This window comes from Leptospira perolatii, from assembly GCF_002811875.1.
GTDB lineage: Bacteria > Spirochaetota > Leptospiria > Leptospirales > Leptospiraceae > Leptospira_B > Leptospira_B perolatii.
Genome location: NZ_NPDZ01000003.1, coordinates 313883 through 335226 on the forward strand (window position 1 = coordinate 313883; position 21344 = coordinate 335226).

The 21344-nt window shown below is 42.4% G+C and carries 21 protein-coding genes; 14 read left to right on the plus strand and 7 right to left on the minus strand.

The features are described 5' to 3' along the window. The first annotated feature begins 106 nt into the window (after window positions 1-106). Together CH373_RS07625 and CH373_RS07630 are read left to right on the plus strand one after the other, a co-directional pair. Window positions 107-1138 carry an OmpA family protein gene (locus CH373_RS07625; protein WP_100712782.1) on the plus strand — a complete coding sequence of 344 codons (1032 nt, stop codon included), beginning with the start codon at window positions 107-109 and terminating at the stop codon, window positions 1136-1138. A gap of 140 nt (window positions 1139-1278) precedes the next feature. Further along, the gene (locus CH373_RS07630; protein ID WP_100712783.1) at window positions 1279-3540 is read left to right on the plus strand and encodes an aconitate hydratase; all 2262 of its coding nucleotides are present in this window, start codon (window positions 1279-1281) and stop codon (window positions 3538-3540) included. A 53-nt stretch (window positions 3541-3593) separates the two neighbouring features. On the opposite strand, the gene CH373_RS07635 is transcribed toward CH373_RS07630, so the two are convergent. After that, complete coding sequence (locus CH373_RS07635; protein WP_100712784.1) at window positions 3594-4160, minus strand: lytic transglycosylase domain-containing protein; 567 nt, start codon at window positions 4158-4160, stop codon at window positions 3594-3596. A gap of 159 nt (window positions 4161-4319) precedes the next feature. Here CH373_RS07635 and CH373_RS07640 point away from each other — a divergent pair, with 159 nt between their 5' ends. Then, window positions 4320-6632, plus strand: a complete 2313-nt coding sequence (locus CH373_RS07640) for a sensor histidine kinase (RefSeq protein ID WP_100712952.1) — start codon at window positions 4320-4322, stop codon at window positions 6630-6632. Next, on the plus strand, window positions 6629-7294 hold the full coding sequence (locus tag CH373_RS07645; protein ID WP_100712785.1) for an LIC_20245 family lipoprotein: 666 nt from the start codon (window positions 6629-6631) through the stop codon (window positions 7292-7294). The genes CH373_RS07640 and CH373_RS07645 overlap by 4 nt, the downstream gene beginning before the upstream one ends. Window positions 7295-7326: 32 nt before the next feature. On the opposite strand, the gene CH373_RS07650 is transcribed toward CH373_RS07645, so the two are convergent. Genes CH373_RS07650 through alr form a run of 4 tightly spaced genes read right to left on the minus strand, consistent with a single transcriptional unit; the run spans window position 7327 to window position 11279 of the window. Continuing rightward, complete coding sequence (locus CH373_RS07650; protein WP_100712786.1) at window positions 7327-8085, minus strand: hypothetical protein; 759 nt, start codon at window positions 8083-8085, stop codon at window positions 7327-7329. Beyond that, window positions 8082-8975, minus strand: a complete 894-nt coding sequence (locus CH373_RS07655) for a hypothetical protein (protein ID WP_100712787.1) — start codon at window positions 8973-8975, stop codon at window positions 8082-8084. Before CH373_RS07655 ends, CH373_RS07650 begins: the two co-directional genes overlap by 4 nt. 10 nt (window positions 8976-8985) lie before the next feature. After that, window positions 8986-10125 (minus strand): 1-acyl-sn-glycerol-3-phosphate acyltransferase, encoded by a 1140-nt coding sequence (locus tag CH373_RS07660; protein WP_100712788.1) that lies wholly within the window; start codon window positions 10123-10125, stop codon window positions 8986-8988. Between the two features lie 14 nt (window positions 10126-10139). Next, complete coding sequence (gene alr, locus CH373_RS07665; RefSeq protein ID WP_165778799.1) at window positions 10140-11279, minus strand: alanine racemase; 1140 nt, start codon at window positions 11277-11279, stop codon at window positions 10140-10142. 175 nt (window positions 11280-11454) lie between these two features. Between alr and CH373_RS07670 the strand changes: the two genes are divergently transcribed. After that, entirely contained in the window at window positions 11455-11949 is a 495-nt protein-coding gene (locus CH373_RS07670) for a DUF2505 family protein (RefSeq protein ID WP_100712790.1), read from the plus strand. A 9-nt stretch (window positions 11950-11958) separates the two neighbouring features. On the opposite strand, the gene CH373_RS07675 is transcribed toward CH373_RS07670, so the two are convergent. Continuing rightward, window positions 11959-12459, minus strand: coding sequence for a hypothetical protein (locus CH373_RS07675; RefSeq protein ID WP_100712791.1), 501 nt, complete (start codon window positions 12457-12459; stop codon window positions 11959-11961). 185 nt (window positions 12460-12644) lie between these two features. Between CH373_RS07675 and speD the strand changes: the two genes are divergently transcribed. The 4 genes from speD to pyrF all read left to right on the plus strand — a co-directional run bounded on the left by speD (window position 12645) and on the right by pyrF (window position 15680). Beyond that, entirely contained in the window at window positions 12645-13031 is a 387-nt protein-coding gene (gene speD / locus CH373_RS07680; RefSeq protein ID WP_165778795.1) for an adenosylmethionine decarboxylase, read from the plus strand. A gap of 114 nt (window positions 13032-13145) precedes the next feature. Next, window positions 13146-14012 carry an S-adenosylmethionine decarboxylase gene (locus CH373_RS07685; protein ID WP_100712792.1) on the plus strand — a complete coding sequence of 289 codons (867 nt, stop codon included), beginning with the start codon at window positions 13146-13148 and terminating at the stop codon, window positions 14010-14012. A 9-nt stretch (window positions 14013-14021) separates the two neighbouring features. After that, on the plus strand, window positions 14022-14864 hold the full coding sequence (gene speE, locus CH373_RS07690; protein ID WP_100712793.1) for a polyamine aminopropyltransferase: 843 nt from the start codon (window positions 14022-14024) through the stop codon (window positions 14862-14864). A 3-nt stretch (window positions 14865-14867) separates the two neighbouring features. Continuing rightward, on the plus strand, window positions 14868-15680 hold the full coding sequence (gene pyrF / locus CH373_RS07695; RefSeq protein ID WP_100712794.1) for an orotidine-5'-phosphate decarboxylase: 813 nt from the start codon (window positions 14868-14870) through the stop codon (window positions 15678-15680). A gap of 177 nt (window positions 15681-15857) precedes the next feature. On the opposite strand, the gene CH373_RS07700 is transcribed toward pyrF, so the two are convergent. Then, a complete protein-coding gene (locus CH373_RS07700) occupies window positions 15858-16628 on the minus strand; it encodes a hypothetical protein (protein WP_100712795.1) in 771 nt (256 codons plus the stop codon). Between the two features lie 146 nt (window positions 16629-16774). Here CH373_RS07700 and CH373_RS07705 point away from each other — a divergent pair, with 146 nt between their 5' ends. From CH373_RS07705 to CH373_RS07725, 5 genes are all read left to right on the plus strand, one after another. Continuing rightward, window positions 16775-17233, plus strand: a complete 459-nt coding sequence (locus CH373_RS07705; protein ID WP_207761442.1) for a YqaA family protein — start codon at window positions 16775-16777, stop codon at window positions 17231-17233. Between the two features lie 272 nt (window positions 17234-17505). Beyond that, window positions 17506-18732, plus strand: a complete 1227-nt coding sequence (locus tag CH373_RS07710) for an NAD(P)/FAD-dependent oxidoreductase (protein ID WP_243393306.1) — start codon at window positions 17506-17508, stop codon at window positions 18730-18732. Continuing rightward, the gene (locus tag CH373_RS07715) at window positions 18723-19511 is read left to right on the plus strand and encodes a DUF1365 domain-containing protein (protein ID WP_100712797.1); all 789 of its coding nucleotides are present in this window, start codon (window positions 18723-18725) and stop codon (window positions 19509-19511) included. The genes CH373_RS07710 and CH373_RS07715 overlap by 10 nt, the downstream gene beginning before the upstream one ends. 4 nt (window positions 19512-19515) lie before the next feature. Further along, the gene (locus tag CH373_RS07720) at window positions 19516-20802 is read left to right on the plus strand and encodes an SAM-dependent methyltransferase (protein ID WP_100712798.1); all 1287 of its coding nucleotides are present in this window, start codon (window positions 19516-19518) and stop codon (window positions 20800-20802) included. Window positions 20803-20832: 30 nt separating this feature from the next. Then, window positions 20833-21327, plus strand: coding sequence for a DUF2062 domain-containing protein (locus tag CH373_RS07725; protein ID WP_100712799.1), 495 nt, complete (start codon window positions 20833-20835; stop codon window positions 21325-21327). Window positions 21328-21344 lie beyond the last annotated feature (17 nt).

Below are 21344 nucleotides of genomic sequence, written 5' to 3' on the forward strand. Positions count from 1 at the left end.
TGCGCGGAATCTCTGTCATATTACGTTTTGGGCGGATATTATCTGGTTGGTCCTCAGAAAGCTTTTCACAGATTGTTAACGAGAACCGAGTTGACGGGTAGGGAGCATGGCCAAAAAGCAAAGCTATTATGTGACCATTAAGGGTCGTAAATATGACCGAAGTCTTATTCAAATTGCAGATTCGGCAGTCTCTGGTAAAAAAGACGGCCGAATTTCAGTCGCAGATGCCAAGAAGCTCCTTGCAGCTGCAAAAGATAAAGGCCTCTATACTGAAATTGAAAAGCAAACCATCGAGTACATTCAGAAAAATTATCAATTTACAAAAAAATCTGATGAATGGCTGCGAGAGGAGTTAAGCAAGATAGAGCCCGAGGAATCTCAGGAGGTAGTTCCTTCCACCACCGAACCTCCCGAGTCCGGAAAAAATCAAGAATCAACCTCATACTACAGGAACTACATTCCCACCCCGTCAGCCGGTAAAATTGAAAAGAAGAACGGCCTGCCAATTTTGATCCTTTCTTTTTCGATACTTCTAATCATCGGACTTGGAGTTTACTTTTCATTCAAATCCTCAGGAACTAATTCGAGTAAGAAGAGAATCGCAGAAAATAGAACCGAGGAGAGCGAGAAAAAACTCAACTCGTCAGAAAAGCTAGGGCAAAGTAAAGGAAGCGAGAATCGAAGTGCAAAAGAACTAGATGATCAGTCACGTCCTAGTTCTGAGAAAGGGTTTTTAGGTTTCTTTTCCGGAAAATCTGAACCGGCTAATTTAACCGGAGCGGACGAAGAGCTGCGCAAAGATATCGAGGGTTCGATTGTAAAATTTGAAAAAAATAGCATCCAGATGCATTCAGAATCCCGAAAAGTTTTGAATCAGCTCACACGATTGCTTAAAAGACATCCGAATCTTAAAGCCATTTTGGTGGGGCATGCCTCTGACGAGGGTAAAGAGGAAGCCAATTTTCGCATATCGCAACTCAGAGCGGAAATGGTTCGAGATTATCTCGTGGGAAATGGCCTTTCTTCGGATCGTTTCATTCTTGAAGCCAAAGGTAATAGGGAGCCGAAAAGTGCCCGTCTGCCAAACACGCAAAACCGAGAAATGAACCGCAGAGTTGAGATTACAGTGGTTCAGTAATATTACCAGCCCATTAACATCATTCCTGAATTTTAAAATGTGGCATTATTTTACGATTGGGGAAAATTAACCTTTCATTTGAAAAATCCTATACAAAGTGCCTAGTTCTCCGAACGATGAAATCATAACCGGAGAATAAGATGGCCTTTGATATAGATATGATTCGTGCCCGGTATGCAAAAATCGGGAATCTAGTAGATAAAGCTAGAGAGGTGGTAGGAAGACCTCTCACACTTACAGAAAAAATTTTGTATTCTCACCTTTGGGAAGGTGAACCTAAAAAACCGAACGAGAGAGGAAAGTCGTACGTCGATTTTGCTCCGGACAGAGTAGCGATGCAAGATGCGACAGCTCAAATGGCATTGCTTCAGTTTATGTCGGCCGGAAGAAGTAAGGTAGCAGTTCCTTCCACAGTTCACTGCGACCACCTCATCACAGCCAAAGAAGGCTCAAAAGAAGATCTAGTTCACGCCGCATCAGAAAATAAGGAAGTATACGATTTCTTATCATCGGTATCAAACAAATATGGGATTGGATTCTGGAAACCGGGAGCTGGCATTATTCATCAAGTTGTCTTAGAAAACTACGCTTTCCCTGGCGGAATGATGATTGGGACAGATTCGCATACGGTGAATGCAGGCGGTCTGGGCATGATTGCTATTGGTGTCGGCGGTGCGGACGCTTGCGATGTAATGGCAGGTCTAGCGTGGGAACTCCGTTGGCCGAAGCTGATCGGTGTAAAGTTGACTGGAAAGTTGAACGGTTGGACTTCTCCAAAAGATGTAATTCTAAAAGTTGCAGGCATCTTAACCGTAAAAGGTGGAACCGGAGCGATTGTGGAGTACTTTGGAGAAGGCGCTGACTCCTTGTCCTGCACTGGTAAAGGGACTATTTGCAATATGGGTGCCGAAATTGGAGCAACTACTTCCACATTCGGATACGATGCTTCCATGGAGAGATATCTTCGTTCTACAGGAAGGTCTGATATTGCTGACTTAGCGAATCAGGTAAAAAAATATCTGAATGCCGATCCTGAAGTGTACGCTCAACCAGAAAAATACTTTGATCAAGTGATAGAGATAAACTTATCCGAATTAGAGCCTCATTTAAATGGTCCCTTTACACCGGATCTCGCTACTCCAGTCTCCAAAATGAAAGAAGAGGCGCTCAAAAACGGATGGCCTACAAAAGTTGAAGTAGGTCTCATCGGATCTTGTACGAATTCCTCGTACGAAGATATTTCGAGAGCGGCTTCACTTGCAAAGCAAGCTGCTGAAAAAGGACTAAAGCCTAAGGCAGAATTTACAATTACTCCAGGATCTGAACTTGTTCGCTTTACTATCGAAAGAGATGGTTACATTAAAACTTTCGAAAAAATTGGCGCGAAAGTTTTTGCAAACGCATGCGGTCCCTGCATAGGAATGTGGTCAAGGGTAGGTGCAGATCGGAAAGAAAAAAACACGATCGTTCACTCCTTTAATAGAAATTTTCAATCCCGAAACGATGGAAATCCAAATACGTATGCATTCGTAGCCTCTCCTGAACTAGTCACTGCTTTAGCGATTGCAGGAGATCTCACATTTGATCCGAATAGAGACAAACTTGTGAATGATAAGGGAGAAAGTGTTAAGCTAGACCCTCCGAACGGTGATGAATTACCACAAAGAGGATTTGATGTAAAGGATGCCGGTTATCAAGCTCCAGCAAGTGACGGTTCCGGTGTTCAAGTAATTGTCAATCCAACTTCTACTCGTTTGCAATTGCTTAAACCTTTCTTAAAATGGGAAGGAACTGACCTAAAAGGATTGAAGCTGCTGATTAAGGCAAAAGGGAAGTGCACGACAGATCATATTTCGATGGCAGGTCCCTGGCTAAAGTATCGCGGTCACTTGGACAATATCTCTAATAATTTATTGATTGGTGCGACAAATTCTTTTAACGGAAAAATAAATTCCGTCAAAAATCAGCTGACCTCTGCTTATGAAGAAGTTCCGGTTGTGCAAAGGCAATACAAAGCCAAGGGAATTGGTTCTATCGTAGTGGGTGATGAAAATTATGGAGAAGGTTCTTCGAGGGAACATGCCGCCATGGAACCTAGGCACTTGGGAGTCCGCGCGGTCCTTGTAAAATCCTTTGCCCGTATTCATGAGACCAACTTAAAAAAGCAAGGAATGCTTGCCCTTACGTTTGCGGATAAAGCTGATTATGATAAAATTCTAGAAGACGATGCCATCGACATCGTTGGCCTAGCAAATTTTAAAGAAGGTCAGTCTTTGACTCTTGCTTTACACCACTCGAACGGTTCAACAGAGGAAATTAAAGTAAATCATACTTATAATCCTCAGCAAATCGAGTGGTTCAAAGCGGGAAGTGCCTTGAACTTAATTGGCGATTCAAAGTAACGATGAGACTGGATGTAGTTCCTTCCAAAAACTAGAACTGCATCCAGTTTGACCTAGCCGCCCTTCCAATATCGATTCACTTTTTGAACGTAATCTTTGGTTTCCCGGAAAGGAGGGACTCCTTTATATTTTTCCACTGCTCCCGGACCTGCATTGTAAGCCGCAAGACCGAGATTTGTGTCGCCAAATCTCTTAACTAAATCTCCGAGAAACTTGGTTCCGGCGGAGATATTTTCCTCCGGATCGAATGGATCCTCTACTCCTAATAAATCTGCGGTCTTGGGCATGAGCTGCATATAACCCATGGCTCCTTTCTCGGAAACAGCGTTCCGTTTAAAGTTTGATTCTGCGCGAATTACGGAGCTCACTAGATCTGGATCCAGTCCATTCTTTAGAGATTGCTCAGATATTAGCTCGGAGAGCTCCCTGGGTGCTAGTTCTCCCCGCGCGTCCCTAGCGTTTCCCCGGGAATTCAGTAAATCAGAGAAGGAAATAGACTCAGCTCGTGGCGGAGTTCCTTCCAACTGCCCAGACTTCCCGCCCATCCGCTCGGAGAGGCTACGTATCTCCTCGATTCTAGAAATCAAAGTTCGAAATGAATCTAAGTCTGAAAGTTTCATTGCATTTCCTCTTCGGGGTCAATATTGCCGAAAATTTAAAGGGGCATTATTATGTCTCTCGGTATTCTTAAAAAAATTCTAAAGTCTTTTTTCCATCTTCCGCCATTCTCAGAAAAGGGTTTCTTGAAAAAAGGATCGGGTTGAAAGAGGATGGGAGCCGTGATTGAAATCGAAATCGTCACAACTCCTAGATTGACTGCCTTCCCGATCTTTCTTGCATTTAGCAGAGGATATTTTGAAGAGGAAGGTGTTAAAGTCCGTGTGCGTGTATTAAAAAGTTATGATGGTGTACTCGCACACCTAAGGGAAGGACGAGCAGAAGGTGGAGAGATTCCGTTTACGGCTTGGCTTGACCAACGGTTGCGCAAGACCGCTCCTCACTGGGCATTTCATAGAGCATCAATATTGTCCTCTTTAGTCCATGGATTCTATTCCGCTTCCTATATGGAAGCGGAAGCAATCCGAGATTCTTACGCCAATTTTTTGCCTATACTTCACCCTTTATCATTGGATCGGTTTGTTGCTGAAGAATTTTTTCGATCAGAAAATTATCACAGGCGAAAACCCGTACCTCTTCTTGTTACACGACCCACTCTACTCGTGCATGAATTCATTCGCGCAGAATGTATGGGCGTGGCGGCCTCTCTGCAAGAAGTTCCTTTTTTTGGTGAAAAGGGATATTGTCTAACTGTCGAGAACGAAATTCCTCCTTACTATTTGCCCACCAATCTCCTCATCTTTACAGGAAAGTTTATATCTAAGTTTCCGGACGCAGCGAATCGGGTTTCAAAGGCTTTGAATCGAGCGATGGAAGGTCTGATAAGTGGAGAAACCTATGAAGGGGATTCCTATAGTTCCGATTGGGTCGGCCCCTGTCCTTGGGATCCTGAAATGTTGGATGGCTTTTATCGGCGCCCGCAATCTGAGTTGGAGAAAATTCTGTGTACTAAGCCATCCAGAGAGGACGTAAGCTATATCGCAAAAATTTACAAAGATACAATGAGGGTTGATGACCCAAATGTTTCAGTAATTCTACGCGATTTAATAAACGAAGTCATCGGAGATCCTTTTCCTGATTTCAAAGTTCGCGCTCCTTCAAGAAAGAGTACTTTATTGCGCGGTGATTTTATGATTCCGCAGCAGGAACGCGCCTTTTGGCAAAGAGGAGAACCTAAAAGTCCGCTTCGAAATCTTGTGGCAGACTTGAAGGAACTCACTCTAGGTATTCTTTCAGGTAAAAGGGAATCGTTTTTAGAAGCCCAGGTTTCAATTAGCCCAGTTCACTTTATTCAGACTTCAGTAAACGCAATCTTGGGTTATCTAAATCAAGAAATCAGAGACTTGGAGGAAAAGAATAAGCGGCTTTCTGAAGACAATTATCTTCTCGAAACTAGATTAGATATCAGTGATTTAAAAAGACAAACTACAGAAGAAAGATATCGCTACATGTTTGAATTCGCCACAGACGCGATGATCATCGCGAATGCAGATACTCGAATGATCGTAGACGCGAATCGCAAATTTAGAGAAGTCTCCGGATACCAAGGGTCAGAAGTAAAAAATCTAAGGCTCGCTAGAATCCTACCGGATATATTAGAGGGTGGTGAGCTCCGTCCCCCCGGTAGCAGCAAAGATCAGAACATGGCGTTTCTTCCCGAGGCGACTTTAATATTGAAGGATGGAACTAGATTTTCGGTCGGGTTAAGTGTTACCGGTTTTAGCGCGGAAACAAAACGATTTTATCAGATTCAGGTCAGCGATACTGCACTAAAATTAGAATCGGAGAGAATTAAGCACGAGTTTATATCAAATATTTCTCATGAACTCCGCTCTCCTATGACGAATATACAAGGATATTTCGACCTTCTGACATCAGATCTTCTGGAAGGAATGGACCAGGAGCAAAGGGGGATGGCGGACGTGGTTCGCAAAAATATCAGAAGACTGAATTCTCTGATCGAAAACTTGCTTCAGCTAGAAAAGAAGGAAACCCAAACCTCCGAAGAAATGGAAGAAGTATTTGATCCTTCCGTTGTGGTAGAAGAAGTCCTTCATATTAACTCTCCTCCGGCAGCAGATCATGGCATCGAAATTATTTCGAATCTTCCAAAAGGACTGAAGTTCAAAGGAGTACGATTCGAATTCTCTCAAATCGTCACTAACTTGTTTGTGAACGCGCTAAAGTATACTGAAAAGGGTAGTGTAACCGTAACTCTCAGGAAACTTCATGACGGTAAGTTTGAATTGCGGGTGACGGACACCGGAGTTGGAATCGATCCGAAATATAAGGAACTGATTTTCGAAAGATTTTTCCGAATCCCTGATCAAAGAAATCGAACGGTTGGCGGAACTGGCCTTGGTCTTTCCATTACTCGATCGTTAGTGGAAAAAATGGGCGGAGAACTTCAAGTGGAACCGAATCAAAAAGGTGGAAGTATATTTAGGGTCATATTAAACTTGTATTTGGGATGAACAAAAGATATCTAATCTACGGAATTTTAGCCTTTTTAGCAATAGTACTCATTTACTTATTTCTTCCTACGGATGAGATCAATGAGTCTAGTTCCGTATTGCAAGGTGGGCTTTCTGAGGGGAACGTCGCTAGACGCGAAGAATCGATTTTCGAGAGCCAGAATGGATTTTTAGATTTTTCAGGCTCTGCAGAAGAAGGCTCATCACAATCAGAATCTTCCACTAGCGATTCGTCGAACAAAACAGAACAGAAGTCCTATTGGGACAAACTTTCTCCCGCGGAAAAGACAAAGCTCTACGAACAGATGTATGAAAGATTCAAACCTCTGGCCGAAAAATTTCCGAATAACAAATTGATTCCTCGGAAACTTTCCCAAGAGGAAACAGATAAGAGAAAGGAAGAAGAAGATCACTACTATCAAATCCAGGGAGATCTTTTAGAGCGCCGAGAAGTTTCCAAAGACGATATGTCTTACTATCTGGATACGAAGTTAAAAAAATCTGACGATATGTTGGAAGTACTAAGATACGGATTCGAGCAAATTGAAAAAATCAAACCAAATACCCCGGGTGCGAGCGAATACATAAATCTCATGAAAGAGAGATTGGAAAGCATCGAAAAAGGAAGAGAAGAGGTTTTAGAAGCGAAGAAGAAACTTTAGACAGTTTACTTCAATTTTTAGAAGCTGAGAAGTTATTTTCTGTGGTGGGATCTTTTCAGCTTGGATCTGGTTTTCATTTTTTTCTTGGGAACTGACTTCTTTACCATTGGCAATTTCATGTGAGAAAGGGTGGCCGCTAACTCGAGCAGTTCCTCTAATCCCAAGAGCTCAAGTAAAGAAAGTGTATTCTGAAAGCTTAATTTATCTAACAAGACTAAAGCGTTTTTGGTTCCGAATGACTTTAGTAATTTAGGAATTTCCTTCACACCTCTTTTTTGGATCCATTCAGCGCATTCCTGAGGAGTTAGCGCTTTTGCCAAAGGAACAAAATCCTTGACCAAGATCGAATTTGCCAAAGCCAGAAAATGGTCCAAGCCTACTGCATCCAAATAAGTAATGGACTCGTTGGCTCCAAGACCTTTTAGAATTTCAACAATCTGAATTCTTCCGATGGATTCGATGATTCTCCGAATCGAAACTGCGGGCACAGCTTGGGACAATCGATTGAGGTCTTCGAGTTGCAAATGTTTTACGAAGAATACTAGATCACTCGGATCAGATTCTTGTATGAGCTCCACTAAGGTCGGTTCCGGAATGGACTGAATCAAGGAAACGATTTCCTTTTCGGTAAGGTGTTGGCTCAAGTATAGTAACTTTTTGTGATCTACTTTTTCGGATATGGAGAACAGAGCTTCATATCCTAAATTTCTAAATAACTGGAACGACTTTTGGGGACCAAGTTTATCTAGGTATTCTAATGCATTTTGGATTGTAGAAATAACTTTCTTCAATCTAGAATATCTCCTAGAATTTCCATTACAAGTCCGGTGAGCGGCTTCTTCTTATGGATTTGTCGGATATTGAAGGAAGCGTCATCTACTACTTTTCCGATCCATAGCTGCAGTTCAGGTTCCGAAAGCCCGATAAATTCTCTCAGTGACTCTTTTCTATATTGTTTCAAAAGAGTGTCTCTCGCAGCACTATAGGCGGTTTTGAAAACTGTTTGTATTTTAGGATCCGAAGCGATCGCTCTTCGAAGCCTGTCCGATTTTGGTCCGAGTGCTGATGCTTCCATTCTGCCCCATTCACCAAATCCAGTCTTAAAGAGAATCTTGAGTGTGTTCCTGAGAATGGACTGCACTTCTGCTGCGCCGGATCCCATCGCCACAAAGTCCGCAATCCTTTCGGTGAACCCAGGTAGTAGAAAAGTTAAGAATTGTGCGATTTGCTTTTCCAAACCGGCAGCTTGAAAGACGGAATGCAAAGGATTGATCTTTTTATGAAACTCTAGAAGAACTTTTCCGAGTCCATCCGAAAGGATATCCTGCACTTCCGGTTGATTCAAAATTCCCAATATCAATCCCCTAGAAGGAGCAGCTTGGGCGCCCGCGATAAATTCGAGCAAAGCATCCTGAGTTTCTTCGGATAAGAATTCTTCTACTCTGGTATATGGAAAGGCCTGATCGAAAGGGAAATCCTCAATGAGATGAGAGAGTTTGTCCTCAGGAATTCTCGCTAAGCCTATGGCGGAAGGAGTCAGTTGCACTTCTTCCGGCAACAGCTCCTCCAAGGTCGCCTGAAATATGTAGTTTAGGCTTTTGGTTAGACTTTTTTCGAGCTTTCCTGAGTCTTCCAACCAGGAGATAACTCTGCTTTTACGAGAACGAGGCCAGAAGCGCACTGTCTTTCCTTTAAACTGCCTGTATCGAAGACCAAATCGAATCTAATTTCTCGAAATGATAGGTTAGTTGATTCTTATGATACAACAGAATATTCTTCTTTTTTAAATTATGAGTATCTTTATGAGAATGAAATAATTTTTCCAAGAAAATTATTTCTTCCCCTTCCACTTTTAAGAAGCCGGCCTCAGAGGCTTTTTTCAGAAAGGTTTCGTAGGCAAGAGATATTCCGCTCCCGAGCAGCTTTTTAGAAATATAGATTTCAGGATGAAGCGTATTCACTTTTTCTGCCACTGACTTCAATAGACCGAATATCCTTTCCTTTTTCTCTTTCGTTTTTCCTTCTAGTTTGAATAAAATGTAGGAAGCTAGATTTCCAACGGTGACTGTGTAATTGCTGCCCAGTTTTTCTCGAACGATTCCCGCGACTTCGTCGGTGTTTGCTTCGGAAGAGATCGGAAACAAGGAACCATACCCGATTTGTAGTTCCAGTTTCTTACTGGAAAGATAATCATAAGTGAAAGTAAAAGAAGTAAAATGCAGGTCCTTAAACTTTGATCGAAGAAAGTAGACTCCTTTTTTGATCTGATTCAGATAACCGTCCTGGTTATAAGTTCCTTCCGGAAACAAAAACAGATTCTTTCCCTGAGAAACTTTTTCCGCTAATGTGCTCCACTCTTGATCCACAAGATTTCTCAGTTCTCCGGACTTGACCAACTCTCTCGTATTGTCTCGAAAAGGTCGTTTGATTGGAAAGCATCCGATATATCCCATAAATCTCGGAATTAGATGCATTGAGTCTATCAACTTAAATAGAAGTTTTAGAATTCCCTTGGCTCTAAATTCCTTTTGCAGGAAATTTTTCTGAAGGATATCCTCTCTTGCTGGAATCGCGAATTTGATTTTCGGTGTTATGTGTTTGTATACTGCTGCTAAAGCAGGAATATCTCCTTCCCAAACATGGTTTCCCATCAAAACGGTTGGATACGGAGAATCTAATTTTCCGTCTTTGGAACGATTCGGAAAATGCTCCTCAAAGGAGTCAAACATGAACCCTCTAGCTTTGAACACCAAATCAATCATGAAATCGTAGGTTCTTGTGCTCATCACAAGTTTTACCGGCTCTTCTTTTTTAGCGACCGTTGAATCCATCCTGAATATCCTTTCTAGTCCACAACATATTTGGGAACAGACTCGCTGATCCTAGTAGTGACTTCATAATTAATCGTGTATGCCCAGTTTGCGTGATCGTCCGCAGTCACTTCCTCTTCCCCATCTTTGCCGATGATGGTAACTGTATCTCCCACCGATATTCCAGGAATATGAGTCACATCCAGCATGGTCATATTCATACAGATTCGACCTACGATTTTGGCGCGCTTTCCACGAATTAACATGGAACCGTTATTGGATAATTTACGATCCAGCCCCTCGTAATACCCAACAGGAATCACGGCGATCTTTGTCTGAGCGCTGGTCTGAAATGTGGAGCCGTAACCTACAAAAGAGTCTGCATGTAGATTTCTGATATGTACTACCTTGGCTTTCCAACTCATGACCGGTTCCAACTGAAAGTCAGTCTTTCCTGTTAAGTGCAACGACAGTCTTGTCTGGAGACTCGGCCAAAGTCCGTAGAGTGAAATTCCAATTCGAACTAAATCGTAATGTGCGTCCGGAAAGAGCATAGTCGATGCCGAGGCGCATGCGTGCTTGACTAGTTTAGAAAACCCTTTTGCTTCTAATGTCTGAACTGCCTTTTTAAACTGATCTAATTGCAATTTTGAATATTTTTGCTCAATGACATCTTCCGTGCTAGCAAAATGTGTTGCTATTCCATCCACAAACAGCTTTTCGCTTATCAATTCGTTTAATATTTGCTCTAGCTCTGAGTTAGAAGATCCTAAGCGGCCCATTCCGGTATCCACTTTTAGATGAATCTGGGGTCTAGGCTTACAGGAATCCAAGGCTCTGACACTTTCGGGCCTAGAGACGATTACCCAAAAATTCGAGTCTGAGAATTCCTTGGTTCTGGACTGGATCTCCGGAGTTTCCCCCATAATGAGAATTTTACTCTCCGGGAATCTGGATCTCAACAGCTTTGCTTCTTCGATGGAGTTCACACCGAATAAATCTGCTCCTGCTTTGAAAGCAAGCTCAGCCATCTCCATGAATCCATGACCGTATGCGTTTGATTTGATGACTGCAGTAAGTAATGTAGTGGGCTTCAGTAGGTCGCGGAAATTTTTTAAGTTAGAAGCAACCGCGCGGGAAGAGAGTTCAATCCAGGTTCTGTGGTTCAAGGAAATTGTCCTGATTCTCGTCCGTTTCTCGGGCCTAGTATGTAATTCTCCCCGAATCTTCCCATAGTTTTTTCCAAATCGGAACTCGAAAAAAAAGGGTTTTCCCTATTGGGAATTGCCCGAAGAATTGCCCGGGACACCGCGCGCTCAAAGGCCGGTAAATCAATCCCTGGATGATCGGATGAAGCAATACAAAGTAGTTCAAACCTTTCCGGTCCCTCTGCAAGATCTATTGAAAGCAAGGGAAGACCGCTACAAATACCTGGATCAGTTTCCTGAATTAAAAAACGTAGAGCTCTTGGAAGAGAGAAAAGATGGAAACCAGGTGTTTCAAAAAAGAAAGGTGAAACTTGCAGAATCCCTGCCAAAAGTAGTCGCTGCCGTACTTTCCGATCCGTCTCTTTTAGAAAATTCCGTATTCGATCTATCTACAAATACGCACGAGTTTACGATCGCTCCTCCGGGAAACGACTCGATTGTTACGATCAAAGGGAAATCAATTTATAAAAGCTTAGGCCCGAATGAATCCGAGAGAAGCTATGACGTACAAGTAACCTCCGGAGTTTTTTTGATGGGTTCTGTCATCGAAACAGTCATTGAAGAAATACACAGACACTCTTTGGAAAAGGATAAGAACTCGATTTCGGAGTTCTTGAAAAAGTACCAAGCGAGCTAAGGAGCAATTTCACTCCGGGGCTTTCAGATTCTCCGGTTTTGTTCCCCAAGACTTCAATTTATCTAAGAGGGTTTCTTCAGGGAGGCCCTCTCCGATGTAGATTAGTTCCTCGTTTAGGTTCCAAGCTCCCCAGACCGGAATTCCTCCTTTTAGCGCGCCTAGCCTTGCAGCGAAGCGATCATCCTGTAGCAGTTCCTCGTACTCTGGATTCTCTTCTTGAATCCTAAGAAAGACCCAGTCTGACTTTGCGAGATTGGTTAACTTGTCACTTACGGACTTGCAGAGCGTACAGTTTTTGGGTTCTATCAGCAGGAGTACACCTTTTGCATTAGAGGACTCTGCTTCTCTAAGAGCGGCTTGTCTCGTATTCAGATCGCTCTCTTGTAAATTTTTTCTGGCTGAGAAGAGAAAGTAAAACAGTACGAACGTACTTAAAATTCCGCAAAAGATCCCAAAAATGCCCAAAAGTATTCGCTTTCGCAAACGAGTGATCTCGGAAATTTGTTTCATGCATTCAGAAATTGCTCCGATGGAAGTTAGTAAAGCAGTTGTAACCTGTTCGGAGTTTGCATCGTCAGAAAAAAGCACTGAATAAAAAATAAAATAAATTTACGTAGAGAGTTGACAAAAAAAGATAGTCAAACGCATGCTCGGTTTCTAAACCAAAGCACAAATTCGGAGGTGTCAGGCAGTAGATGAACGCACTGGGTAAGCACGTGATCGCAGAGTTTTATGAGTGTGATCGCGAGACCATCAACAACCATGAATTGGTAGAAGATATTATGTTGAAGGCCGTCGACCTTTCCGGCGCCACCACGGTTAAATCAGTGTTTCACAGATTTAGTCCTTATGGCGTGAGTGGAGTGGTTGTAGTAAGCGAATCCCATTTCGCGATCCACACCTGGCCCGAGTATGGTTACTGCGCAATAGATGTCTTCACCTGTGGAGACCTCATAGATAACCAGGCAGCTCTGGAATATCTCAAGGAACGCTTCGGTGCTCAAAGCATCTCCGTAGTGGAAATGAAGCGCGGTTTGTTGAAATTAGGCGTAGACCTACCACACAAGCCAGTTGGGAATTAAGGTTCTAACCTCCGGCGAGACCGGAAACAATCCCCATATCGATAAAGCAGCATTCCCTTCACCCGGAGGGATTCTGAACTCTTTATTTATTTACCACGAGGAGAGGTTTGGACTATGAGCCTGGGTACAAAAGATACATTAAAAGTTGTTAATCGTTTTTCTTATTTAAAGAATTCGCTAGAGATTGGAACTACTGCTTCCGGTGAACCCTTTGTCTTTACAAAGGCAAAAATTCCGGCAGGAGAGGTAGTCGCTGTTTGGGGCGGAAAAGCAGTTCACAAAAGTGAGTTAGCTGGCCTTTCTGGACTGGCTGCGCCTCATCGAGTCAATGGAGACTTTTATCTGGTTTCTCCATTGCACGACGATGGAATCGATTCCGTGCACTATATTCGCCAGAGCGGGGAGCCTAACTGCGGTTTCCAGGGAGATATTACTCTCTTAGCTCTGAGAGATATAGAGGCTGGAGAAGAGATTTCTTATCACCCGGCAATGAAGAATCCTGAGCTCGCTTGGGCTCGTTCTGAAGAGGCTGAGATCGTTCGTAAGAGATTCAACGGTTCCTTCCCAACCTACATTCAATCTAAAATAGACTCAGACTCTGAGCTGAAAGTTTATGAGCCGTTCAAGGATGGAGCTTGGGGATTACTGACTTCTATTGATTTAGAAGGCTGCAATCCGGACTTAATCAGAGATGCAGATGCAATCAAGAGATATGTGCTCGAACTTTGCGATCTGATCGAAATGAAACGCTTCGGTGAAACCGTTGTGGTTCACTTTGGAGAAGATGAAAGGGTCGCTGGTTATTCTATGTTCCAGCTGATCGAAACTTCTTGTATATCTGCTCACTTTGCAAACGAGACGAATACTTCTTATATCGATATCTTCTCTTGCAAGGGGTACGATCCAAAAGTAGCCGCTGAGTTTACGAAGCAGTTCTTCCAAGGCGGAGCAATGCGCCTGACCGTTACCAACCGTTTCTAAGGGGCAAATTTGGAACTTTGGCTGGATGAAGCGCTCGAATTACCGAACGGTAGAGCGCTGAAAATAAAAGTGAAGGAGTTCCTACATACTCGTAGGACTCCATTCCAAAAAATAGACGTATTCGAATCTCAGGGGTTCGGTCGTATGTTCACTCTGGATGGAGTGGTCATGATGACCGAGGCAGATGAGTTCGCTTATCATGAAATGATCGCTCACGTTCCTTTGATGAGCCACCCGAATCCAGAGAAAGTGCTGGTGATCGGAGGAGGCGACGGAGGAACAGTTCGCGAAGTATTGAAGCATCCTTCCGTAAAAGAAGTGCACCTCTGCGAAATCGATAAGGGAGTAGTGGATGTTTGTTATGACTACTTTCCGGATATTGCAAATGCGATGAAGGACCCTCGGGTCAAACACGCATACGAAGACGGTGCAAAGTATGTGCAGGACTATAAAGAATACTTCGATGTGATTTGTGTGGATTCTTCCGATCCGGTTGGTCCTGCCGAAGTCTTATTCAAAAGGCCTTTCTATGAGACAATGGCCGCTTCCTTGAAAAAGGGAGGAATCTGTACGACACAGGCAGAAAGTTTTTATTATCACGGAAAAGTAATCAAAGAATTGTTCGGATTCATTCCTCAAGTATTCGATCATTGCGGTTATTATTTTACTGTGGTTCCGACGTATCCTTCCGGAATCATCGGATTTACTTACTGCTCAAAAGGGCCGGATCCTTACAAAGTGGAACCGGATCCAAAACGAGTTCCAAAAGGACTGAAATATTATTCTGCAGAAATGCATAAGGCAGCATTCGTGCTCCCTCCTTTCGCGCAGGAATACATCGTCCGAAAGTAAGCCTTGGACTTTTATTCCAAGTTCATTCAGAGGAGGGAAAAATACGGTTCCCTCCTTTGTGTGGGAATCGATCCAGATTCTGCTAAACTCCCTTCCTCTCTCCAAAAGACTCCAGATAGACTCTATGTTTTCTCAAAAGAAATTGTGGATGCGACCGCAGAATTCGCAGTTGCGTTCAAACCAAATATTGCGTTCTTCGAGGCTTTCGGTGGAGAGGGAATCCTACAGTTCGAGAAACTCATTCGCCATATCAAACTGAATTATCCAGACATACCAATTGTTGCAGACGCAAAAAGGGGAGACCTGGATAACACTGCAAAGCAATACGCAAAGTATTTTTTTCAGGAGTTGGAAGTAGATTCTCTCACTTTATCTCCTTATATGGGATCGGACACGATTCGTCCTTTTACTGAGTACGACTCTAAGATGGTGTTTCTTCTTTGCCTTACATCCAATCCGGATTCCGCTGAATTGCAGAGAAAGACTTTTTCAGAAACAGGCAGAACTCTATATAGAGAAGTCGCTGCAATGAGTGAAAAATTTTCTAAAAGGAATGTAGGTTTGGTTGTAGGAGCTACTCACCCGGGAGAAATTTCCGAAATCAGACAAGCACATCCAGATCGAGTACTCTTGATTCCTGGCTATGGTGCTCAAGGTGCTTCCTTGGAAGAAGTTCTCAAAGTTTGCGGAAAAGATTCTCTTGTGAATTCCTCTCGCAGCATCATCTTTTCTTCTTCCGGTTCTGATTTTGCTCAGGCGGCTCATAACTCCGCAAAAGCAGTCTCCGCGCAAATGAAGAATCTTCTCCGATTTTAACTTGAGGTAAGTTGGAAATGGAAATTGCTTCTTTGTACTTCACTTAGGAATCTGTGAAAACGAGAATCAGAGTAGATTCTCGTTTTCTGTTTACCGACAGCGACTTTTACAAGATTGCCTTTGCAGTTTCCAATCTTAGTCTCTGCGCATCTCGCGCTACTGCTAGTTGCATTCTTTTTATAAGTACAACCCGAAGCCAAAGATTCCTAACTTGTCTATAAGCGGACTGGAAATTTCTCCTTGTTCTTTGGTCTTAATTACGGATTGTTCCGCTTCGGCAAAAATAAAGCCACCGCCCATGTTTAATCTGAGCCCTGCTTTTGCATACGCTCTTGCAGCTAAACAGTCACCTGAACAAGTACCAATTCCGACTCCTAATCCGATATACGGGTCTAGAATTTTCCGAGGAGAAAAATGGAAAGTCGGTCCAAAATCCAGAAAGGACATAGATGGAGTAAGTCTGATCGCATTTGGTGAGGAAAGCGCATTGTGCAGTAAGAATGTAGTGAGATCTGGATTTCCACCTGGTGCCACACTTTGTTGGTAGAGCACCGGAATTAATTTGTCAAAATCCGCTTGTTGCTTTATCAACTGATAGCTTGCTCCTGACATTCCGAATTGGAATCCAATATTTCCAGGCAAATATTCCGCCGAAAATCTATAGTGACGAGATGGACCTTGGAATTCCGTCTTTTCGCCGCTATTCAAGTACAGCAAATTCAGTAAATTTGAATTGGCGGGTGAAGCGGGAGATGCATACAAATAGGGGATAAGGGATGCGCTAGAATTTGTGGACTTTGGTCTATAAGTGCCTTCTCCAGCGCCGAATCCATATTGGATGGACCAATTGCTGGTTTCGACATTGCCGGATGACCGTTCTTGCGCGTGAATGAATTGGGAGGTCATTAGTAATCCTGAGAGAATTACCGCGATGTATTTTGGTATCATTTTACACCTTCTCTGTGTTAGTTGATCGATATATTAACATTAGATAATATTATCATTTGTTAATTTGATCCTATTGGCTTCTATGAGCCATCGGATTGTTGAAAGACTATATATTTGCGAAAAGAAAAACAGACACTTTTTGGGAAATTAAATTGGATTTAAATTTGTTAGAAATTATTAGCAAAGTGAACCTTGAATACGGAAATTGGGGTCTGCTTTTTCTTTCCTTTGCGGGAGCTACCTTACTTCCTTTTAGCTCCGAGGTCGCTCTAGTGTTTGCTATTTGGATGGGGACACCTAGGGATGAGGCTCTTCTGTTTGCGTCGATCGGAAACTGTTCCGCTTGTTTAGTAAATTATTATATAGGATATTGGTTTAGGGGTAAAGTTGAGTCCAAGATTGCAACTTCCAAGATCTACTCCGTCTGGGTCTCGAAAATGGAAGTTTACGGGTATCCTGTTTTGGGATTATCTTTTCTTCCGATCATCGGAGATCCGATCACGGTAATATCCGGTTTTTTTAGACAAAAGTTGATTGTATTTGTCCTGATTGTGTTTACACTTCGGATTCTCCGTTACGTAGCGCTCGCCTATGGTTTGGGCTAATCTAACGGATAAGAATGCTTTCAGGGTTACAAAATAAAGTTTACGATTTCTTAAAAATCGTCCTTAATTTTTTTCGCAAGTAGGACCCCTCAGAGCGTCTATATACAATTACATTCTTTAAGCGGAAAGAGCACTTGAAAAAGACGACGAATACAGCGAAGCGTTTGGTTTCTAAGAGTTCTAAAAAAGAAATCGCTTCTGCAATCAAACACAATCATAAGGCCCGAGGTCACAGACAAAGAATTGCGATCGTAGGAGGCGGGATCGCCGGGATGGGCTGTGCCCACTTTCTAAAAGATGAATATGAAATCCAGGTATTCGAAAAAAGCAATTATGTAGGAGGTCATACGAATACTGTCTATGTAGAGGAGAACGGAAAGAAAATACCCATTGATACCGGATTTATCGTCTTCAATCACGAGACCTATCCAAATCTAAAGAAACTTTTCGAGGATTTAGGAGTTTCTACCAAGAAAACCAGCATGTCTTTTAGCGTGCAACATGTTCCGGAGGGCTTGGAATATTGCGGCTCTGGATTGGACGGATTGTTTGCACAGAGAAGAAATCTTCTAAATCCGAAATTTCTCAGATTATTGTGGAATATCAATCGGTTCAATAAAGAAGCGCCTTCTATATTGCAGGATCCGACCTTCGAAAGTTATAGCTTGGAAAGATACATTCGCGCAGCAAATTATCATCCTGATTTATTACAATATTATCTTATTCCAATGAGTTCGGCGGTTTGGTCCACGCCGCAAGACTTGATGTTGCAATTTCCTGCATATTCCTTGGTAAGGTTTTTTCTAAACCATGGATTCCTTGGTCTAAACACGCAACACCAATGGTACACAGTTGTGAACGGATCCATAGAATATGTGAAACTTCTAACTGCTTCTCTGCGAAGCCATTTCCATACGAATACGGAGGTGACGAGCGTGGAAAAGCTGGGACCGAGCAAGGTAAAGTTATTTTATAAACAGGGAAAACCCGAGGTATTCGACAAAGTCGTACTTGCGGGTCACGCAGATCAAAGTCTGAAGATATTGAAGAATGCGGATTCTCGGCAAAGGCGGTTACTTTCTCAATTCAAATACCAGAGAAACAAGGCTACATTGCATACTGACGCCTCAGTAATGCCGAAGACAAAGAACACATGGTCTTCTTGGAACTATCGTATGGATCGAATCGACGGCGTGATCCGACCTCATATAATCTATTGGATGAATTGTCTGCAACAGGTTTCAAAAAAACAGGACTATTTCGTTTCGATAGACGATCCGGGTTTGATCGACCCTAAAAAGATTTTGAAAGAAATCGATTATACTCATCCGCTTTTTCATGTCGGGTCCTTGCAGGCACAGCATAGTTTACCAGAGCTAAATGCAAACGGACCGATTTACTTTTGCGGGAGTTATTTCAGATACGGATTTCACGAAGACGCATTATGGTCTGCCAGGATTTTGTCGGAAGCAATTTTACAGAGAAGCGTATGGAAATAAGATCTTCCATCGTAGAAGCCAAAGTTATGCACGATCGGAAGAAGCCGAAGCGAAATCGATTTCGTTACGGTATCTTTACATTTCAGATGGACTTGGACGATCTATCTTCTTTGAACTCAAAGTTTAGGCTATTGGGAAGAAATAGGGCTCGAATCTTCTCATTTTATGATTCGGACCACCTTGGTTCAAATCAGAAGGATATAAAAGAGAATATTACAGAATACTTAAGAATGAAAGGAGTCAAGGAGGAAATCCGAAAGATACTTCTGGTCACAAATTTGCGAGTATTTGGCTACGTTTTTAATCCGGTTTCGTTTTATTTTGCTTATGATGCAAAAGAGAATCCGATTTGCGCAGTCGCAGAAGTGCAAAACACTTTTGGCGAACTAAAGCCGTATTTTTTCGGAAAGGAAGATTACTCGGACGAAACTTTTAGAAAAGTAGAGGCGAAACACTTTTATGTTTCTCCGTTCATTGCCTTGGATTCTGAATTCGATTTTAGATTATCTCCTCCGAAAAGAGATCGGCTCAATCTGAGAATAGACGCGATTGAAAGCGGAGAAAAAGTTTTGGTAACGACCTACTCAGGTACTTACAAAAAACTCACGGACCTCGCTTTGCTCTGGATGCTTTGTAAATATCCATTCGTTACCTTGAAGGTAATTTTTCTGATCCATTGGCAAGCAATGAAGCTTTACTTACATAAGATCCCATTTATCAGGAAACAGGAAAGATTACATTTACAAAAAGGAGTACAGCTTGGAAAGGATCACCGATAGGACAATGAAAACCGCTCATGAAAGCTTGGAATTTTCCTCTGTAAATTCTGGGGAAAATTATAGATTCTATAAGAATATTTTTTTCAAAGTGCTATCCAATCTAAAGAGAGGCTCTTTGCGAATTCTATCTTCGAATGGAGGCCAATGTTATTTAGGAAATCCTGAATTGCCAGATGACCCTGAGTTCCATCGAGCGATGATACAAATCAAGGATCCGGCTTTTTTCAAAAAAGTGGCACTCCAAGGTGATATAGGATTTGCGGAATCTTACATAAACGGGGATTGGGATACGGACGATATCCGATCCGTAATCTGTTGGTTTTTACTCAATCTGGAAGGAACACCTTCCGTGAGTGGCTCGAGCAAGAATTTTCTTCATTTAACACTGATGAATCTAGGAAGTAGAATGGCGCATGTTTTCCGAAAAAATTCTTTGAAGGGAAGCAGACGAAACATAGTGGTCCATTATGATTTGGGGAATGATTTCTATTCTAAGTTTCTCGATCACACAATGACATATTCGTGTGCGTATTTTTCGGATAAGAATGCGTCATTGGAAGAAGCACAACTTTCAAAGATAGAGAACCTTTGCAAAAAACTGAGATTAAAGGAAACCGATCATGTCTTAGAGATCGGAACCGGCTGGGCGGGCTTTTCCACTTTTGCGGCGTCGAAATACGGATGTAAGGTGACAACCTATACGATTTCAGAAGAACAATACAAGTTCGCTTTGGAGAAAATTGAGTCTTTGCAATTGCAAGATAAGGTTACGGTAAAATTGGAAGATTACCGCAAAGTAAAGGGTGTTTATGACAAGATTGTAACAGTAGAAATGCTGGAAGCAGTAGGTGAGCAGTATTTTGAGGACTTCTTTTCTATGTGCAATCGGGTCCTAAAAAAGGACGGGCTCATGGCTCACCAGATTATCACCTGTCCTGATTCTAGATACGAATCCTTTAGAAAGGGGGTCGATTTTATTCAGAAGCATATTTTTCCAGGTTCTCTGATTCCGTCCTTGGAGCGGATCAATCGTGCGATCAATCGAACCAGCGATATGTTTTTGCACGAATTAGAGGATATCGGGCGATTTTATGACAGAACTCTTACCTCCTGGTTGCAAAAATTCGAGAGCAATCTTGCTTCTATCCGGTCTATGGGTTTCGACGAATCTTTTATTCGAAAGTGGAAATATTATTTTTCCTATTGCGCTGCCGCTTTTTATATGAGGAATATTAGTGTTGTGCAGGTGGTCTATACTAGACCCAACAATCTAAATTTATCAAAAGAATGAGAGGTTCCATTGAACCTGACATCCGAGCAAATGAATAAAGTGTTAGAGGAAGAGAAATCTTCGAAATCCAGATTTGGAAAGATTAAAGAAGTAATTCTCAAGGAATTGAAAACCGGAACTGCTCCGGAAAAAATCGCTTTGAGTTTGACCTTGGGCGCGGCCATCGGAGTTTTTCCGCTGATAGGCACGACAATGGCTTTGACAGCATTGTTAGGTTTTCTTCTTCGATTGAATCCAATATCTATCCAACTCGCGAATTACGCAGTCTACCCGTTCCAGGTATTACTTTTGATTCCGTTTCTACAGCTGGGTGCAAGCATCACTGGAGCTGAATTGAATCTAGAATGGGCCTACCGTTTTGTAGAAGGAGATCCTTCGCTTCTTTGGCAAGGACTTTCGGTTTCGGCGATGTACGCAGTGTTAGGCTGGGGGAGCTTAGTTCCGATTTTGGGGATAGTTTCGTATATTGCGATCTTGCCCGCGGTTCGCAAAATCGACAAAATGCTAAAGGTCAAAAAGAAATAATTTCAAAATTGAAAAAT

Excerpts from the sequence above, each read along its gene's own strand:
- CH373_RS07725 (WP_100712799.1), top strand. The coding sequence starts at position 20,833 with ATGAATAAAGTGTTAGAGGAAGAGAAATCTTCGAAATCCAGATTTGGA.
- CH373_RS07660 (WP_100712788.1), bottom strand. The coding sequence starts at position 10,125 with ATGGATTCAACGGTCGCTAAAAAAGAAGAGCCGGTAAAACTTGTGATG.
- CH373_RS07630 (WP_100712783.1), top strand. The coding sequence starts at position 1,279 with ATGGCCTTTGATATAGATATGATTCGTGCCCGGTATGCAAAAATCGGG.
- speD (WP_165778795.1), top strand. The coding sequence starts at position 12,645 with ATGAACGCACTGGGTAAGCACGTGATCGCAGAGTTTTATGAGTGTGAT.
- CH373_RS07675 (WP_100712791.1), bottom strand. The coding sequence starts at position 12,459 with ATGAAACAAATTTCCGAGATCACTCGTTTGCGAAAGCGAATACTTTTG.
- CH373_RS07635 (WP_100712784.1), bottom strand. The coding sequence starts at position 4,160 with ATGAAACTTTCAGACTTAGATTCATTTCGAACTTTGATTTCTAGAATC.
- CH373_RS07715 (WP_100712797.1), top strand. The coding sequence starts at position 18,723 with ATGGAAATAAGATCTTCCATCGTAGAAGCCAAAGTTATGCACGATCGG.
- CH373_RS07710 (WP_243393306.1), top strand. The coding sequence starts at position 17,506 with ATGGGCTGTGCCCACTTTCTAAAAGATGAATATGAAATCCAGGTATTC.
- CH373_RS07700 (WP_100712795.1), bottom strand. The coding sequence starts at position 16,628 with ATGATACCAAAATACATCGCGGTAATTCTCTCAGGATTACTAATGACC.
- CH373_RS07625 (WP_100712782.1), top strand. The coding sequence starts at position 107 with ATGGCCAAAAAGCAAAGCTATTATGTGACCATTAAGGGTCGTAAATAT.
- CH373_RS07645 (WP_100712785.1), top strand. The coding sequence starts at position 6,629 with ATGAACAAAAGATATCTAATCTACGGAATTTTAGCCTTTTTAGCAATA.
- CH373_RS07685 (WP_100712792.1), top strand. The coding sequence starts at position 13,146 with ATGAGCCTGGGTACAAAAGATACATTAAAAGTTGTTAATCGTTTTTCT.
- CH373_RS07670 (WP_100712790.1), top strand. The coding sequence starts at position 11,455 with ATGAAGCAATACAAAGTAGTTCAAACCTTTCCGGTCCCTCTGCAAGAT.
- CH373_RS07720 (WP_100712798.1), top strand. The coding sequence starts at position 19,516 with ATGAAAACCGCTCATGAAAGCTTGGAATTTTCCTCTGTAAATTCTGGG.